General features: G+C 72.3%; 14 protein-coding genes and 1 pseudogene. 6 read left to right on the top strand and 9 right to left on the bottom strand.

The window, feature by feature from the left end; genetic code table 11:
- Positions 1-21 precede the first annotated feature (21 nt).
- On the top strand, positions 22-1,008 hold the full coding sequence (locus ACZ6ZQ_RS18600; protein ID WP_469769571.1) for an LLM class flavin-dependent oxidoreductase: 987 nt from the start codon (positions 22-24) through the stop codon (positions 1,006-1,008).
- Positions 1,009-1,078: 70 nt separating this feature from the next.
- On the opposite strand, the gene ACZ6ZQ_RS18595 is transcribed toward ACZ6ZQ_RS18600, so the two are convergent.
- The 7 genes and pseudogenes from ACZ6ZQ_RS18595 to ACZ6ZQ_RS18565 all read right to left on the bottom strand — a co-directional run.
- Complete coding sequence (locus tag ACZ6ZQ_RS18595; protein ID WP_469769570.1) at positions 1,079-2,200, bottom strand: DegT/DnrJ/EryC1/StrS family aminotransferase; 1,122 nt, start codon at positions 2,198-2,200, stop codon at positions 1,079-1,081.
- A gap of 25 nt (positions 2,201-2,225) precedes the next feature.
- On the bottom strand, positions 2,226-2,978 hold the full coding sequence (locus ACZ6ZQ_RS18590) for an amidohydrolase family protein (RefSeq protein ID WP_469769569.1): 753 nt from the start codon (positions 2,976-2,978) through the stop codon (positions 2,226-2,228).
- The gene (locus tag ACZ6ZQ_RS18585) at positions 2,975-3,697 is read right to left on the bottom strand and encodes an amidohydrolase family protein (protein ID WP_469769568.1); all 723 of its coding nucleotides are present in this window, start codon (positions 3,695-3,697) and stop codon (positions 2,975-2,977) included. The genes ACZ6ZQ_RS18590 and ACZ6ZQ_RS18585 overlap by 4 nt, the downstream gene beginning before the upstream one ends.
- Complete coding sequence (locus ACZ6ZQ_RS18580) at positions 3,694-4,524, bottom strand: carbohydrate ABC transporter permease (RefSeq protein WP_469769567.1); 831 nt, start codon at positions 4,522-4,524, stop codon at positions 3,694-3,696. Before ACZ6ZQ_RS18580 ends, ACZ6ZQ_RS18585 begins: the two co-directional genes overlap by 4 nt.
- Complete coding sequence (locus ACZ6ZQ_RS18575) at positions 4,524-5,519, bottom strand: carbohydrate ABC transporter permease (RefSeq protein WP_469769566.1); 996 nt, start codon at positions 5,517-5,519, stop codon at positions 4,524-4,526. The genes ACZ6ZQ_RS18580 and ACZ6ZQ_RS18575 overlap by 1 nt, the downstream gene beginning before the upstream one ends.
- Positions 5,516-6,781, bottom strand: a complete 1,266-nt coding sequence (locus tag ACZ6ZQ_RS18570; protein ID WP_469769565.1) for an ABC transporter substrate-binding protein — start codon at positions 6,779-6,781, stop codon at positions 5,516-5,518. Before ACZ6ZQ_RS18570 ends, ACZ6ZQ_RS18575 begins: the two co-directional genes overlap by 4 nt.
- A 237-nt stretch (positions 6,782-7,018) precedes the next feature.
- Positions 7,019-7,201, bottom strand: a pseudogene (locus tag ACZ6ZQ_RS18565) (DUF2867 domain-containing protein); the annotation flags it as partial.
- A gap of 55 nt (positions 7,202-7,256) precedes the next feature.
- Between ACZ6ZQ_RS18565 and ACZ6ZQ_RS18560 the strand changes: the two are divergent.
- Entirely contained in the window at positions 7,257-7,832 is a 576-nt protein-coding gene (locus ACZ6ZQ_RS18560) for a TetR/AcrR family transcriptional regulator (protein ID WP_469769564.1), read from the top strand.
- Positions 7,833-7,952: 120 nt separating this feature from the next.
- Here the strand turns inward: ACZ6ZQ_RS18560 and ku are convergent, their stop codons facing one another.
- Positions 7,953-8,984, bottom strand: coding sequence for a non-homologous end joining protein Ku (ku, locus tag ACZ6ZQ_RS18555; protein ID WP_469769563.1), 1,032 nt, complete (start codon positions 8,982-8,984; stop codon positions 7,953-7,955).
- Between the two features lie 50 nt (positions 8,985-9,034).
- Here ku and ligD point away from each other — a divergent pair, with 50 nt between their 5' ends.
- From ligD to ACZ6ZQ_RS18540, 3 genes are read left to right on the top strand one after another with little or no spacing between them, the layout of a single operon-like run.
- Positions 9,035-9,919 (top strand): non-homologous end-joining DNA ligase, encoded by an 885-nt coding sequence (gene ligD, locus ACZ6ZQ_RS18550; protein WP_469769562.1) that lies wholly within the window; start codon positions 9,035-9,037, stop codon positions 9,917-9,919.
- A gap of 32 nt (positions 9,920-9,951) precedes the next feature.
- On the top strand, positions 9,952-10,842 hold the full coding sequence (locus tag ACZ6ZQ_RS18545) for an ATP-dependent DNA ligase (protein ID WP_469769597.1): 891 nt from the start codon (positions 9,952-9,954) through the stop codon (positions 10,840-10,842).
- A gap of 60 nt (positions 10,843-10,902) precedes the next feature.
- A complete protein-coding gene (locus ACZ6ZQ_RS18540) occupies positions 10,903-11,334 on the top strand; it encodes a nuclear transport factor 2 family protein (RefSeq protein ID WP_469769561.1) in 432 nt (143 codons plus the stop codon).
- A gap of 107 nt (positions 11,335-11,441) precedes the next feature.
- Here the strand turns inward: ACZ6ZQ_RS18540 and ACZ6ZQ_RS18535 are convergent, their stop codons facing one another.
- Entirely contained in the window at positions 11,442-12,254 is an 813-nt protein-coding gene (locus ACZ6ZQ_RS18535) for a nuclease-related domain-containing protein (RefSeq protein ID WP_469769560.1), read from the bottom strand.
- A gap of 160 nt (positions 12,255-12,414) precedes the next feature.
- Between ACZ6ZQ_RS18535 and ACZ6ZQ_RS18530 the strand changes: the two genes are divergently transcribed.
- Positions 12,415-14,589, top strand: a complete 2,175-nt coding sequence (locus tag ACZ6ZQ_RS18530; protein WP_469769559.1) for a HEAT repeat domain-containing protein — start codon at positions 12,415-12,417, stop codon at positions 14,587-14,589.
- Positions 14,590-15,285: the final 696 nt, after the last annotated feature.

Raw genomic sequence — 15,285 nt, 5'->3', positions numbered from 1 at the left:
TAAAGGAAGGGCCTCGTCGCGATGGAACAGCGCCTCATGCGCCTCGGCCTGTACGTCAACCTCTACGCGGACGAGGCCGACCGGCCGCGGCTCGCCGACGCGGTGGAGCAGGTGCGGCTGGCGGAACAGGCCGGTTTCGCCTGGGTCGTTCTGGGCGAACGCCATCTGCACCGGCCCGGCTATCACGAGGCGCTCACCTCGCTCGCGTATCTCGCCGCGCACACGGACCGGATCGGGCTGGCGACGGCCGGGCTCATCGCGCCCGTCTATCAGCCGGTGTGGCTCGCGGAGACGCTGGCACACATCGATGTGCTGTCGGGCGGGCGGCTCACGGCCGGGTTCGTGCTGGGCTACCGGCCCGAGGAGTTCACGCTGTTCGGCACGGAGCCCAAGGAGCGGGTGCCGCGTTTCGAGGAGTGTCTGGAGCTGCTCACCCGGCTGTGGACCGAGGACGAGGTGACCTACAAGGGCCGCTGGAGCGAGGTGGAGGGCGCGTACCTCTCGCCGCGGCCCGTGCAGACCCCCCGGCCGCGGATCTGGAACGGCGGGCGGGTGCCGGCCGCGCTGGAGCGCACGGCCCGGATGTGCGACGGCTGGACCACGTCGTTCAACGAGACCGACGAGGAACTGCCGGAGAAGATCGGCGCGTACCGGTCGTATCCGCAGGGGCCTCGCTCGCTGGGCGCGGAGGTCATCGTCTGCCGCGAGGGATACGCCGCGGCGACGACGCAGCAGGCGCGGGCGGCCCTGGAGAGGCCGCTGCGGGGTCTGTACGACGCGTACGGCGACTGGAAGCGCACCTCGATGGACGCCGCGCGCTATGCGCAGCAGTGGGACGACATCGTGGCGCGGTCGGTGATCGGTTCGCCCGAGGAGTGCCGGGAACGGATCGGGCGGTACGCGGAGATGGGCGCGGACGGGCTGATCCTGCGGGTCCAGCCGCCGGGGATGCCGCAGGCGGACGCGCTGCGGGCGATCGAGGCGTTCGGGGACCTCAACAGGCCCTAAGGGCTGTCCCGCCCGGACTCGACGCCCGATCTCACCGCTCCAACTCACCGCTGGAACCCACTGTCCGATCTCAGCGCCGGAAGTCGCGCTGGACGGTGAGCGCGGTGCGGGCGATGGTCTCCAGCGCAGCGTCGTCCGCCATCAGCATGGGTTGCCGTACCCACACGACGGTGTCCTCCGCCGTCTCCGCGACGGGGCAGGGCGCGGCGCTCCGGATGTACGGCATACGGGTCAGCGAGCGGTACCCGGCGTCCAGCGGGACGCCTTCGGCCGCCATCGCCGTCAGGAACCGCGACTTGGGGTGCCCGCCGAACGCGCGGGGGTCGTAGCGCAGCATCGCCAGATGCCAGATGTGGCGGGTGGTGCCCGGCGGGGGCGGGATCAGGTCGAGGCCCGGGACCTCGTCGAGGGCCGCCGCCAGGGTGGCTGCGCCACGGGCCCGCCGGTCGTTCCAGCGGTCGAGCAGGTCCAGCTGAGGGTGCAGCAAGGCCGCCTGGAACTCCGTCATCCGCAGATTCCAGCCCAGCTCCGGATGCTCGTACCAGCCGCCCTCCAGGCTGCGGCCGACGTTGTGCAGGGCCCAGAGCCGCTCGTACGTGCCGCGGTCGTTCGTGACGACGATGCCGCCCTCCCCCGCGGTCATCGCCTTGCTCGACTGGAAACTGAAGCAGGCGGCGTCCCCGAGGGCGCCCGCCGGCCGCCCGTGCCGGGCCGCGCCGTGCGCCTGTGCGGCGTCCTCGACGACGGCGGGCCCGAGGCCGTGCAGGGCTTCGGTCTCGGCGGGCGCGCCTCCGAGATGCACGGGCATGACGGCCTTGGTGCGCGGCCCGATGAGCCCGCGTACGGCGCGGGGGTCGAGGTGCAGTGTCTCCTCCCGCACATCGGCGACAACCGGCACGGCCCCGGCCAGTACGACGGCGGTGGCGCTGGCCACGAACGTATAGGCGGGCACGACCACTTCGTCGCCGTGCCCGACCCCGAGGGCGCGCAGGGCCAGGAACAGGGCGACGGTCCCGTTGACCGTGCAGACCCCGTGGGCGGCGCCCACGCGCGCGGCGAAGGCTGCGGCGAAGTCCTCGGTCACGGTGCCGCCCGTGGCACCCCACCGGCCGCTGTCGAGGACCCGGAGCAGTGCCTGCCGCTGCTCGTCGGTGGCGGGTGGCGGCCAGGTGGGCCACTCCGGCCCGTTCACGGGCGCGTCCGTCCATGCGTCCGTCTCATGGGGGAATCCCGTTCAGCAGGGCATCCATCGTGCCGTGCAGGATCTGCTCCCGGTCCTTCTCGTCGAGGTCCGCGAGCAGCACCCGGCCCAGCCCGATGCGCAGGTCGAGGAAGACGGCGTCCGAGCCGAAGGCGATGCGGTCCGCGCCGACCTCGGCGACCAGGCGGGCGAGGTGACGGGCCGTCATCCGGGACCCGCAGGTCTCCAGGACCAGGCTGGGGCAGCGGGCGGCGGCTTCGGCGGCCGGGCCGTAGCCCTGCGGGAACAGTCCCGAGTGGCCCATGAGCAGTGGCACGTCCGGGTGGCGCGGCGCCACGGCCGTGAAGTGCCGGGCGTCGGCCCAGGGGCTGCCGTGCTGGCCGTGGGCCAGGACGATACGGCCGTGGGCGCCGGCCGCTTCGAAGGCGGGGGTGTAGCCGGGGTGGTCGAGGGCGACTTCGTGGACCTCGGGGTGGAGTTTGACGCCGATGACTCCGGGCACGTCGAGCAGTTCGCGCAGCCGTGGGGCGGCCTCCCGGTCGTGCGGGTTGTAGACGGCGTATCCGAGGAGCCGGCCGGGGTGGGCGGCGAGGGCCTCCAGCAGGAGGGCGTTCCCGGCTCGGGCGTCGGGACCCACGGCCAGCAGATGTGAGACGCAGGCGGTGCCGACGCCGCACCGGTCCATCATGGCGACCAGACCGTCGGCGGAGCCGTCGGGGATGGCGAAGGCGTGCCAGCGTCCGATGTGTCCGTGCGCATCGGTGATCACGGCTCCCCGCCGAGCAGCCGCAGGGCGTTGCCGCCGGCGACGAGGGCCGCGTCGTCGTCGGGCAGATCGAGCGTGTCGAGGAGATGACGGGGGCCGGCGTCGTCCGTGACGGGGGCGCCGGTGCCGAAGAGGACGCGGTGGGCGCCGTACCGCTGCGCGAACCACTCGACCTGGCGGTGTCCGGCGAGCGTGGAGGTGTCCACGTACAGCAGTTCGTGCATGTCGAGAAGTTCGGTGAGTTCGCGCAGGCTGCGGTAGCCCGTGCCGGTGAGGACGATCCGCAGCCGGGGCCGGGTGCCGGCCAGCAGATCCACGTCGGCCGCGGTGACGGCCTCCCAGCCGAGCAGCACCGTGACTCCCGCCCGTGACAACGCGGCGGTGAGGCCGAGGGCCTGCGGACCGGTGACGGACCAGCCGTGCCGGTCGGGGCAGAGCCGTACGAGCGTGGCCCTGCCGCCCGTCCAGTCGCCGGTGCCCAGCGGCCCGGGGACGAGCACGGGCACGGGCCGCAGCCGCTCGTCGGCGATGAGGTCCAGCGGTGCGTTGCCGTCGCGCGGGTCGCCGTACACGGCGTGGGAGTGCACGACGCAGGCCGCGTCGATCCTCAGCCGTTCCAGCTCCTTGACGAGGCCGCTCTCGTCGCGGCTGGGTACGTCGTCGTGGGGCAGCGGGCCGAGGACCCGGTTGATGTCGACGACGGTGGCCGTCGCGGCCGTCACGACTTGAGCCCCGAGGTCGCGATCGAGTCGGTCAGATACCTCTGGAGCAGCCCGAAGACGAGCAGGCAGGGGATGACGGTGATGGTCGCGCCCGCCATGATCTGGTTGATCGTCACGTTCTCGCCCTCCAGCGTGGCGAGTCCGACGGTGAGCGTGCGCATCTGCTCCGACTGGCCGATGACCAGCGGCCAGAGGAAGTCGTTCCAGTGCCAGAGGAAGACGAAGACGCCGAGCGTGGCGAGCACGGGCCGGATCAGCGGCACCACGATCGTGGTGTAGATGCGCCACTCCGAGGCCCCGTCGATCTTCGCGGCCTCGAACAGCTCGTCGGGCAGCTGCACGATGAACTGCCGCATCAGGAACACGGCCTGGGAGTTGGCGAGCGTCGGCACGATCAGTCCCCAGTACGTGTCCACGCCGCCCAGCTCCGAGACGAGGATGTAGTAGGGGATGAGGGTGGCCTGGAACGGCACCATGAGCGTCGCCAGGAACGACCAGAACAGCAGCTCGCGGCCGGGAAAGCGCTTCTTGGCGAAGGCGTATCCGGCCATGGAGGCGAAGAGCAGGATGAGCAGCACCGACACGAGCGAGTAGATCAGCGAGTTGACCGCCCAGCGCGTGATGTCGGCGTTCTCCAGGACGTCCGTGAAGTTGCTCAGCGTCGCCCGGGTGATGTCGAAGGCGCCCGGCAGGGTCCGCCCGCCGGACGGCGCGAACGCCACGAGCACCATGATCACGAAGGGCGTGACGGTCACGAACGCGACCAGGACCAGCAGGACGGGGAGCCTGAGCCGGGCCGCGGCCTGCTGCGCGGAGGGTGCCGCCATCAGTCCGTGTCCCTTCCGATGAGCCGCCGCTGGATGAGCGAGAAGACGAGGACGACGAGGAAGAGGACCAGGCCGACGGCGCTCGCGTAGCCGAAGTCGAAGAACTTGAAGCCGGAGTCGTAGAGGAAGTAGACGAGCGAGTAGCTGGCGCGCACGGGGCCGCCGGCGGTCATGACGTACATCGCGTCGAAGACCTGGAAGGCCTGGATCGCCTCGATGACGAGGACGAAGAAGAGGACGGGCCGCAGCAGCGGCAGGGTGACCCAGCGGAACCGCTGCCAGCCGCTCGCGCCGTCGATGGTCGCGGCTTCGGTGACTTCGCGGGGGATGGACTGCAGCCCGGCGAGGAGGATCAGCATGGAGTAGCCGAAGCCCTTCCACGCGGAGGCGGCGGCGATGGACGGAAGGACCAGGGACTCGCTGCCGAGGAAGTCGACGGGGCCGAGGTCCAGGATACCGAGGGTGGCGTTGAGCAGCCCGTCCTCGACCTCGTAGAGCCATTTCCAGATGACCGCGGCCAGCACGATGCTGGTGACGTACGGGAGGAAGAACAGCCCGCGGAAGAAGCCGCGCAGCCACAGGGTGCGGTGCAGCAGGACGGCGGTGCCGAGGGCGAGGGCGACGGTCATCGGGACGTACAGCGCGGTGTAGACGGCGGTGACGCCGAGACTCTCCCAGAACAGGTCGTCCTCAAGGAGGCGCGTGTAGTTCCCGGCACCGATGAACGTCCACTCGCCGCTGAGCCGGTAGTCGGTGAGCGACAGGAACGCGGCACCGAGCGTCGGCCCGAAGCGGAACACGACGAACAGCAGCAGCATCGGCGCGACGAACGCGAGGCCGGCGAGGGCCTCGCGCCGCCGTGAGATCCGGCTCCGGGTTGCGGCCGCACCGGGCGCGCCCCCGCGGGGCGTGCGGGACTTGCCCTTCCGCGGTGCGCCGCCCTCGCCGGGCAGGCCCTCGTCCGGTGCGACCTCGTCGGTGACGACCTTGCTCAACGCTGACGCGCCAGCAGGTCGTCGGCTTCCGCGGCGGCCGCGTCCAGCGCGGCCTTCGGGCTCTTCTTGCCGGTCAGCGCGGCCTGGATCTCCGGACTGATCAGCGCCATCAGCTGACGGGCCGCCGGGTTGGGCTCACCCGGATAGGTGTGGTTGAGCGCCTCCTGGTACTCCTTGGCGTAGGCGCTGTCGTTGGGGACCGTCACATCCGTACGCGGGGAGAAGAAGCCGCCTGCCTTGCCCATGGACTCGATCTGCGCGGGCCGGGTCATGTACGCGATGAACTTCTCTGCCCCTGCCACGTTCTTGGACCTGGCGTTGATGCCGAGTCCGCCCGGCATGCCGAAGCAGACCTGCTTCTTGGGTCCCGTGAGAGCGGGGCCGACGATCACGTTGCCCTTCCCCCAGGTCTTCTCGGCCAGGGCGGCATCGGCGGGCGTGTTGGTGTAGCCCATCGCGACCTGCTGTTTGCCGAGGGCCTGGTCGGTGAAGAGGTTGGCGTTGTTCATCGCGGACTTCGGTACGGCGCCGCCCTTGTAGAGGTCGACGAGGAAGCTGAGCGCCTCGACGCCTTCGGTGCTGTTGAACGCGGCCTTCCTGCCGCTGTCGTCGAAGACCTTGCCGCCCGCCTGCCACAGCAGCGGGTAGAAGCTCATGTTGAGCGAGGCCTCGTTGCTCGCGGAGTAGTCGAGCGTGGTCGCGCCGGCCTGCTTCAGCTTGGGGGCTGCGGCCCTGATGGCGTCCCAGGTGGCGGGCGGCTCGGTGATGCCCGCCTTCTCCAGCAGCTTCTTGTTGTACAGCGTGCTGGTGACGGTGTGGTAGATCGGCGCCGCGTAGATCTTTCCGTCCTGGGTCATGGCTTCCAGGGCGGCCGGACGGAAGGCGCTCTTCGCGTCCCCGATCGCCCGGTCGACGGGCTGGATCGCCCCGTTGGCCTGGTACTGGGGGATCTGGTCGGGGCCGAGCAGGACCACGTCGGGGCCCTTGCCGCTGCCGAAGGCGGTGGCGAGCTTCTGGTCCCTGTTCTCCCAGGGGAGCTGTTCGACGGTGAGATCGACGCCCTTCTCCGCCCCCTCGAAGCCTTTCTCGATGCCGTGCCAGTACGCGGTGTTGGCCTTCGGATCCATGATCACCGGGTACATCCAGACGGTGACCTTCTTCGATCCGGCGCCGCTGTCGCCGTCGCTGCAGCCCGCGGCGGTGAGCGTGGTGAGCGTGAGAAGTGCGAGAGGTACGGTGGCGCGCTTGAACCCTGTCTTCATGGGGGCCTCCGGAAGCCCTGGGGACCTGGGGAAACGAGCGAAGAGTCCGGCAGTTTCGGCCTGGGCCGAAAGTAGCCGGGCTGTTTTGGGCTGTCAATGCTCCCTCAACACCTGCTCCGCACGGGGGTGTTACGGCATCGCCCGAAAGGCGTAATGCCGCTCGGCGGCTGACGGAGCACCGAGGGCGAGCCTGCGGCGCGTACGGCGCAGCATCAGCCGCGCCGTGAAGGGGTGCACATGCTCGACGAAGCCATGACCGCCCTCGGCGCCGACGCCGAGCGGGCGGTCGAAGCGCATCGGGGGCCAGGCGGGGGTGGGGAAGAGCGGGTCGTCGTCGGCCGACAGCCGGTCGATCAGAGCGCCGACGACGTCGGCAGGGGCCTGGACGATCCGCTCGTGGACGTTCCGTACCGTGCGCATCACACACCTCCATACGGCAGCGTATGTTTCTCTTCCATACGGTACCGTACGGAACATGGCACGACTCACCGCACAGGACTGGGCCGACGCGGCACTGACGGCAATCGGCGAGCGCGGGCTCGCCGCGGTCGCGGTGGAACCGCTCGCGGTGCGACTGGGGACCACCAAGGGCAGCTTCTACTGGCACTTCCGCAACCGGGACGCACTCGTCGAGGCGGCGCTGGAGCGCTGGGAGGAGATCTGCACGGAGGAGATCATCACCCTGGTCGAGCGCGAGCCGGACCCGGAGAAACGGCTCCGCCTGCTCTTCGCCGAGGCGACGGCCGCCGCGGCGGACGACACCCTGGAGGTCTCCCTCCTGGCCACGGCCGACCACCCCCAGGTCGCGGCAGTGCTCCGCCGTGTGACGGACCGACGCGTCGGATACCTCACGGCGCTCTTCGAGGAGCTCGGCTTTCCGCCGGACGCGGCCGCCTTTCGCGGTCTCCTCGCGTACACGAGCTACCTCGGGCACACCCAGCTGACCCACGCGGTCCCCGAGGCGCTGCCCTCCGGGCCGGACAGGGCGGCGTATCTGGACGCGGTGCTGGACACCCTGCTGCGGCGCGACGAGGGAGTGTCCTCGAAGTAGCGTCGTCCGCCCGAAGGGCGGCCCGGCGGATCTTGCTGGGCCGGGGACCTGTTCGGCCGGGCAGGCTCCAGGGCCGCAGGGCTCCTGGACGCAGCGGGTGAAGCCGGCGTCGCTGGGGCGTCAGGCGGACGCGCGCCTGCGGGAGGTCGTCTTCTTGGCCGCCGCCTTCTTGGCGGTGGACTTGGCCGCCGTCGACTTGGCCGACTTGGCCGCGGCCGTCTTCTTCGCCGTCGAAGTCGACTTCTTCGCGCCCGTCTCCTTGGGGGCGGCCTTGGCGGCGGTCTTGGCCGGGGCCTTCTTGGCCGGCGACTTCTTGGCCGGCGCCTTCTTGCGGGTCTTCAGCTCCGTGACGGCCGCGACGTCCTCCGCCTCGTCTCCGCGTGCCTCCTTCGCCGCGCGGACGCTGCTCTCGAGCGCGGCCATGAGGTCGATGACCTTGCCGCCGCCCGCCGGAGCGGGCAGAGGTTCGAGTTCGATGCCTTCCGCCTTCGCGGCGATCATCTCCTCGACCGCCGCCCGGTAGTCGTCGTGCAGCGAGTCGAGGTCGACCTCACCGAGCGTGTTCATCAGGGCGTCCGCCAGGTCGAGTTCGGCGTCGCGGATCGTCACCTCGGTCTCCGGCGCGACCCCCTCCGGCCGGCGGATCTCGTCCGGCCAGAGCAGTCCGTGCATGGCGATCACATCGTCGACGACCCGCAGCATGCCGAGGCGCTCACGGCCGCGCAGCGCGAACTTGGCGACCGCGACCTTCTTGCTCCGCTTGAGCGCCTCACGCAGCAGCGTGTACGGCTTCGCCGCGGGCACCCCGTTCGCCGAGAGGTAGTACGCCGCGTCCATCTGGAGCGGATCGATCTCCGTGGCCGGCACGAAGGCGACGATGTCGATCGTCTTCGCCGTGGGCAGCGGCAGCGCGGCGAGATCCTCGTCCGTGATCGGGATCATCGTCCCGTCGGCGTCCTCGTACGCCTTGCCGATCTCCGCCGTCGCCACTTCCTCGTCGTCCAGCTCACAGACCTTGCGGTAACGGATCCGGCCGCCGTCCGCGGTGTGGATCTGCCGGAAGGAGACCGAGCGGCTCTCCGTGGCGTTGACGAGCTTGATCGGGATGCTGACCAGACCGAAGGAGATCGCGCCGTTCCAGATGGATCGCACGTTTCATCCCTTTCATCAGATTTAGAGATGATTCATGGGATTCTCATCGTATGACGCCCATCACAGAGGTGGAGGGGCGGCGCCTGTCCCTCAGCAATCTGGAGAAGGTCCTCTACCCCGCCACCGGGACCACGAAGGGCGAGGTCCTGCACTACTACGCCATCACCGCGGACGCCTTGCTCGCCCACCTCCGGGACCGCCCGCTGTCCTTCCTCCGCTACCCGGACGGTCCCGACGGCCAGCTGTTCTTCACCAAGAACCCGCCGCCCGGCACCCCCTCCTGGGTGACGGTCGCCAAGGTACCGCGCTCCTCGCGCGAGACCGGCGAGCAGGTGGTCGTCCAGGACCTGGCGTCCCTGATGTGGGCGGCGAACCTGGTGGTGGAGTTCCACACCCCGCAGTGGCAGGTGGCCCGGCCGGCCTGGGCGGACCGGATGGTGTTCGACCTCGACCCCGGGCCGCCCGCCACCGTCGTCGAGTGCTGCGAGGTGGCCCTGTGGCTGCGCGAACGGCTGGCCGCCGACGGCCTCGACGCGTACGCCAAGACCTCCGGCTCGAAGGGACTGCATCTGCTGGTGCCGCTGGAGCCGACCCCGTCGGAGGAGACGTCGGCGTACGCCAAGAGGCTGGCCGTCGAGGCCGAGGCCGGGCTCGGGGGGCTGGTGGTCCACCGGATGGCCCGCGCCCTGCGCCCCGGGAAGGTCTTCGTCGACCACAGCCAGAACGCCGCAGCCAAGACCACCGCCACGCCCTACACCCTGCGCGCCCGGCCCGAACCCACCGTGTCCGCGCCCGTGACCTGGGCCGAGGTCGAGGGCTGCGACTCCGCCGAGGCGCTGGTCTTCCGGCTCGGCGACATCGCGAAGCGGCTCGACCTGCACGGAGATCTCCTCGGGCCCCTGACGGACCCCGCCGCCGCTGGCACGCTGCCATGAGCACCCACGCCATGCGCACGCTGCGGCCCCCGATGAAGGTGGCGCTCGCCGAACCGGTGCCGGCTCTGCCGCGCGGGGAAGGACTGGCGTACGAACCGAAGTTCGACGGCCACCGGATGCTGATCTTCAAGCTGGAGGGAGCGGCCGTACTGCAGGCCCGCTCGGGGCGGATCGTCACCGGCGCCTTCCCCGATCTGGCGGAGGCCGCGCAACCGCTGGCCGACGGCACCGTGCTCGACGGCGAGGCGGTGATCTGGACCGGCGGCCGGATCGACTTCGCGGCCGTGCAGCGCCGCGCCGCGGCCACGGCGGCACGGGCCGGAATCCTCGCCCGCCGGCTGCCCGCCTCGTACGCCGCCTTCGACCTGCTCGCGGAGGGGGGCGAGGATCTGCGCGCCGCGCCGTACAGCGTGCGCAGGGAGCGGCTGGTCGGGCTGCTCGGCCCGCTGGGGCCGCCGCTCCAGCCGGTGCCGATGACGACGGACCCGGAAACCGCGGCCACCTGGTACGAGACGCTCACGGCGGCCGGGATCGAGGGGCTCGTGGTCAAGCACCTCCGGCAGCCCTACCGGGCCGGCTCCCGCGACTGGCGCAAGCTGCGGCACACGGACGTCCATGACGCCGCGGTGGTCGGCTTCACCGGCCCGGCGGACCGGCCCGCCGCCCTCGTCCTGGTCCTGGCGGACGACGACACGCCCGTCGTGTCGAGCCCGCTGCCGCCTCCCCTGCGGGCGCATGCGGGCGGTGTGCTGGCGGGCCGCGAGACGGGCACCCCTGCGGGGACGGCGATGGCGATCGGCGTGGGCAAGGTGCCCTACCGCGCGGTCGCGCCGGGGCTCCTGGCCGAGGTCGAGCGCGGGACGACGCGGCACACCGTGGTGACCGTGCTGAGACTCCGGGACGATTTGATTAATCAAGTTTGACTAGCTCGCGGCCGACGGGGTACATTCTTCCTCACTAGTCAAACTTGAAGAGGAGAGTGCGTGACCCAGCTGCCCGACACCGGTTACACCCCGACTGCCGATGAACTCGCCGATATCGAGGCGTGGTTCGCCGACTACGACGCGGCAAGTGCGCGCCGTGACATCGAGCGGATGGCCGATCTGGCGGTCTTCCCGCTCAATCTGGTCAGCGACGACTCCGCGGGCAACGGCGCGGCCGCGCAGTGGGACCGCAAGCAGTTCGTCGAGACCATGACCCATGTGATGGGAGACGGCTCCGCGGACATCGGCTTCGAGTCGGTGCGGACGCCCGTCTTCCTCAGCCCGGCCATGGCCGTCGTCTTCACCGACTCGACCATGACGATGGGCGACACCACGCAGCAACTGCGGTACGCCGACATCCTGATCAAGCGGGACGGAAGGTGGGCGTTCCAGACCATGCTGCAGGGCGGCTGGGGGGACAACCTCCGCTAGTGCCGCGGCCGGGCAAAGCTTGCCGGGAGGGGCACTAGGTCCGGCAGCCGTGCAGCCGCTCCTGGTCGTGGCGGCCGCTGTGCGCGCCGCCACCGCCGATGACGGTGTCATGCCCGCAGCCAGGTTCTGCGGTTGCGGGCATGCCCGTACAGCGACTCGACGTCCGCGGGCTTCAGTACGCCCCCGAGCCGGGCGAAGGAGGCCACCTCTCCCTCGGAGAGGATCCGGACGTCCGGCGGCGCGGGGACGGCGTCGAGCCGGGTCGCTCCGACGACGGCGAGCACCGGGCGTACCGCCGTGGCCAGCGCGAGCGAGGCCCGCTCGGCGCCGCGGCGGGCCCAGCGGAGCTCGGGCCGAGGTTCGTCGCGGGCCGCGGCGGCCAGCTCTCCCGAGATCCGTACGCGCCGTTTCCGGGCCGCGAACGTCCGTACCGCCAGCACCCCCGCCGGGCCGATGGCCAGATGGTCGATGCGTCCCGCGCGGCTCGCATCACCGGGCAGCGGCACCGAGTGGATCACCCGCCAGCCGGCGTCCTCCAGCCGGTCGAACTCCGCGCCCAGCAGCTCGTGCGCGGCCAGCTCGGCGCGCCTCGGGTCCCGGCGCCGCTGCCCGCCGCCGCCCGCCCGGGCGAGGGCGAGGTGCAGCGCCTCCCCCGGCCGGTTGGGCGCCAGATCGTCGTCGGGGTGGAGGGACAGCCGCGCGAGCTCGTCGGCGGTCGGCACCGGCGGCGGGCCGACGGTCACCTCGCCGGTGACATATGGGGCGAGCGCAGCGCGGACCTCGTCGCGGAACTCGCCGAGGACCAGGCTGACCCGGTGCGACTCCGGGTCGTACCAGGCCACGTTCCGCCCGCCGGGAAGGCTGACGTAGAGCCGCGAACGGCCGTACGCCGTTGCCGGTGTGACGCGCAGTCCGGTCATCCCCGTCATCACCCCCTCGACCATGGGAGCAGCCACCGCACGGCGGGGGCAAGAGGCCTGCCGAGGCGCGGCGGCGCTTCTTCGGCTCACACGCACAGCGTGGTTCTTGCAGTCGTGGTGCACACTCTCCCCAAGTACCTGGCTCGCGGGAGGGAAAAGCGTGTTCACGGGGATCGACGAGGTCGACTGGGCCTCGATGGTGCATGCGTACGGTCCGGCGGACGATGTCCCGGGACTGTTGCGGGGGCTTGCCTCGGCGGATCCGGCGGAGCGGGAGAGCGCGCTCGACGGGATGTACGCAGCGGTGCACCACCAGGGCGATGTCTACGACTCGACGCTGGCCTGCATCCCCTTCCTGCTGGAGCTCGTCGCCAGTCCCGAGGTCCAGGACCGGGGTGCCGTCGTGGAGTTGCTCACGAGCATCGGGGGCATCGATCTGGACGGCGACGACGAACTCGATCCGGAGGACGAGGAGTTCGAGGACGCCGCGAACTATGCGATGGCGGCGGCGGCGGTGGCGGCGGGCGCGGATGTGTTCCTCGGCCTGCTCAGCGACCCCGACCCCGGCGTGCGGCTGGCGGCGCCGTGCGCGCTGGCGATGCTGCACGGCGAGCCGGCACGGGTGCTCGCCCTGCTGCGGGACCGGCTGGACGCGGAGCCGGACACGGAGGTGCGGCTCGCGCTGGTCGAGGCGGTGGGCCGGATCGCCCTGCGCCACGAGTCGCTGCGCGCCGAGGCGGTCCGGTGGCTGACGACACTGCTGGCCCCGCACCACCCGCCGGGGCTGCGCCTGTCCGCGCTGGCGCAGCTGGCGCGGTGCGCCCCGGGGCGCCTCCCCGACGACATCGCCTCGACGGCGACGGCGCTGCTGCGGGCGGCGGACGGGGGCGGGGGTGTGGGCTCTTGTTCGGGCGGGGGTGCGGGCGCAGGCGCGGGTGCGGGCTCTTGTTCAGGCGGGGGTGCGGGCGCAGGCGCGGGTGCGGGCTCTTGTTCAGGCGGGGGTGCGGGCCCGAGCGGTGAGGAGGGCGGGCCGCAGGCGCCGTGGGCGGACGATCTGCTGCGGACCCTGCACTCGGCGCTCGGCGACCGCGTCGGGGACCGGATCGCCCTGCTCACAGGCCAGTTGACCAGCGCCGACCCGGTGCAGCGCACGGACGCCGTGTGGATGTGTCACAGCCTGATCCGGTCCTGGCGCGGTTCGTACGACGAGGTCGTACGGCTCGTCGGGGCGCAGCTCGGCGACCCCGACCCGCGGCTGCGGGCCGCCGCGGCGATCCTGCTGGAGAGTCTCTTCGGGCTGGCGCTGCCCGCGGCGGACGCGCTCGCGGACCGGGTCGCGCAGAGCGGGCTGCTCCGTGAGGGTGGCGAGAGCGGCGAGGGTGGCGAGAGCGGTCAGGGCGACCACCACGCCCTGGTCGCGCTGGCCAGACTCGGCGACCTGCGCGCCGTCCCGGCGCTCGCCGTAGCGCTGGAGCAACCGGACCTGCCACGTGACGTGGCGTTCGCGGTGTCCTATCTGGGCGCCGCGGCCGCGCCGCTCGCGCCGGTGCTGCGACGTCGGCTCGGCGAGGTCGCGCTGGACGAACAAATCTCGGACCGGGCGGCCCCGCTGCTGCACGGGCTGGCCGCGCTGCGGGCCGTCGAGGCGCTGCCCGAAGTGCTGCGGGTGTTGCGCGGCGCCCCGGTGCAGGGCGGCGAGTGGGCGGCCGAGGCGGCGCTGCGGGCGCTCACGGCGTTCGGCCGCGCGGCGCTTCCGGCCGCACCGGAGCTGCGCGAGCTGCTGCGCAGCCCGTACTCGTCGGTGGCGACGGCCGCGGCGCGGGCGCTGTGGGCGGTCGCGGGCGACGCGAGCGACGGGGGCGACGCGGGCGACACCGGTGCCGTCCTGCGGGTGCTGCGCGAGTTGCTGACGGCGGACGGCCCCGACGAGCGCCGGGCGGCCGCGGCGGCGCTGGGCTTCGTCGGCCCGCGGGCGGCGGACGCCGCGCCCGCGCTGCGCGAGCTGCTCAGCTCGCGGGAGCGCTGGCTGCGCATGGACGCGGCGGTGGCGCTGTGGCGGGTCACCGGGGATGCCGGGGAGGCACTCCCGGTGCTGCGCACGGCCTGGGAGGAGAACCGGTACGGGCGCGTCGAGGTGGCCGAGTGCCTGGCCGAGATGGGCCGCGCGGCGTCGGACGCGGCGCCGCTCCTTCGCGCCGAGCTCTCCCGTCCGCGCCGCCACAACGTTCTGGACGGCGGCTCCGGGAGCCACGACATCGAACAGGACGAGCGCTTGCTCGCGCTGTGCCGCGCGGCGCTGTCGGGGCGTGGCGGCCGGGCAGGGGCGGATCGGTAGGGCGGTACGGTGCGCCTCCGGCGGGGTGCGGTGCGCCTCCGGCGGGGTGCGGTGCGCCTCCGGCGGGGTGCGGATTGGGTGCGGATTGGGGTGCGGCGGTACCGGGGTTGCCGTGCGGCTGCGGTGCGCTTCCGGCGGGGGTGCGGTGACGGTGTGCCCGGTGCGGTCCGGGCGGCCTGTGCTGCCCGGTGCCGTGGCGGCGTCCGGTGTGTCCGTCCTCAATCTCCCCCTACGCCCTGCGGCGTGGGGGGGGGACCCCCAGACGGGCTCGGGGTGCGCGGGTGGGTGGTGGGGCGGGGCCCCTCCGGGCTGGACTCCTCGGGACCGGCGGGGCGCCCTGTACCGCGGGAGCGCCCGGTACTCCGCCGGTCCCTGCGGGGCCGACCCGGCACGGCCCCGCCCCGGGCCGTCCGCCGACTGCGGGCTGTGGGAGGTGGTCCGTTTGGCCCGGGTCCAGGCCGGTCGCCGGGTGCGGGCTGTGGGACGTGGGTCCGTTTGGCCCGGGTCCAGGCCGGTCGCCGGGTGCGGGCCGTGGGACGTGGGTCCGCTTGGCCCGGGTCCAGGCCGGTCGCCGGGTGCGGGCTGTGGGACGTGGGTCCGTTTGGCCCGGGTCCAGGCCGGTCGCCGGGTGCGGGCTGTGGGACGTGGGTCCGTTTGGCCCGGGTCCAGGCCGGTCGCCGGGTGCGGGCTGTGGGA

This window comes from Streptomyces sp. NPDC053673 (genome assembly GCF_055585225.1).
Note: the sequence above shows the minus strand (reverse complement) of the source record. Positions and strands in the feature narration are given on the sequence as shown.